Consider the following 1261-nt stretch of genomic DNA (forward strand, 5'->3'; position numbering starts at 1 on the left):
TGAAGTGACCCCCGTCGGCTGAACACCTCCAGACTTGGCGCAAGCCGAGGAGGGAGGGCCCGGGTGGGCCGACGGAGCAAGTACCCCGAGGAGTTCCGGCAGCGGGCCGCGCAGCTGGTGCTCGACAGCCGGCGCAGCGTCCGCGAGGTCGCCGGCGAACTCGGGATCAACCACGAGACGCTGCGCAACTGGGTCGCCGCCGAGCGCCGCCAGCGGGCCGACGGGTCGGCCGCGCTCAGCGCCGATGAGCGGATGGAGCTGGCCCGGCTGCGGCGCAAGGTGGCCGAGCTGGAACTCGAGCGGGAGATCCTGAAAAAAGCCGCGGTCTTCTTCGCTCGGGAGACGGGCCGGTGAGCCGCGGACTGGTCTGCGAGTTCATCGCCGCGGAGAAGACCAGCTACGGCGTGCGCCGTCTCTGCCGCGTGTTCCGGATCAGCCCCACCAGCTTCTACGCCTGGGCTGCTCGTCGCGGTGGTCCGACCGCCGCTGAGGTCGAGGAGGCCTACGCGGTCGAGGCCGCCCGCTCGGCCTGGGTCGAGCACCGCCGGGTCTATGGCGCCCGCCGGCTGACCGCCGAGGTCCGCGACCGCGGCCACGCCTGGAACCGCAAGCGGGTCGCCCGACTGATGCGCCTGGGCGCCATTGAAGGAGTGCACCGGCGCCGGCGCGGCAAGTACGGCCGCCGCACCGCCACCACCGCCACGGCACCTGACCTGGTCGAGCGGAACTTCACCGCGGCGGCACCCGACCAGCTCTGGGTCGCCGACATCTCCTATCTGCGCACCTGGGAGGGCTTCGTCTACCTGGCGGTCGTCGTCGACGCCTTCAGCCGCAGAGTGGTTGGCTGGGCAATGGCCGACCACCTGCGCACGGAGCTCGTCCTCGACGCCGTCGGCATGGCCATCACCACCCGCAAGCCGGCGGCCGGCACCGTGCACCACACCGACCGCGGAACGCAGTACACCTCCTACGAGTTCGGCAAGGCGCTACGCGCCTCCGGCCTGCTCGCCTCCATGGGCCGGGTCGGCTCGGCATTCGACAACGCGATGGCCGAGTCGGTGTTCGCCACCCTGAAGACCGAGCTGATCTACCGCCGCTCCTGGCCGACCCGCCACGAGCTGGAGATGGAGGTCTTCTCCTACCTCGAAGGCTTCTACAACACCCGCCGCCGGCATTCCCGGCTCGGCAACCTCAGCCCCGCCGACTACGAGAACATGCACCTGACACAGAACGAGGTGTCCGCCTGACGGGGGTCACTTCA

The 1261-nt window shown here is 70.6% G+C and carries 2 protein-coding genes; both read left to right on the forward strand.

Annotated features, from left to right (window positions below; all coding sequences use genetic code 11):
* Positions 1–63: 63 nt before the first annotated feature.
* A complete protein-coding gene (locus LY71_RS23015) occupies positions 64–354 on the forward strand; it encodes a transposase (RefSeq protein ID WP_170121464.1) in 291 nt (96 codons plus the stop codon).
* A complete protein-coding gene (locus tag LY71_RS23020) occupies positions 351–1247 on the forward strand; it encodes an IS3 family transposase (protein ID WP_106282252.1) in 897 nt (298 codons plus the stop codon). The genes LY71_RS23015 and LY71_RS23020 overlap by 4 nt, the downstream gene beginning before the upstream one ends.
* Positions 1248–1261 lie beyond the last annotated feature (14 nt).

Origin of the sequence: Geodermatophilus tzadiensis, from assembly GCF_003002915.1 — a bacterium.
In the GTDB taxonomy this organism is placed as follows: Bacteria; Actinomycetota; Actinomycetes; order Mycobacteriales; family Geodermatophilaceae; genus Geodermatophilus; species Geodermatophilus tzadiensis.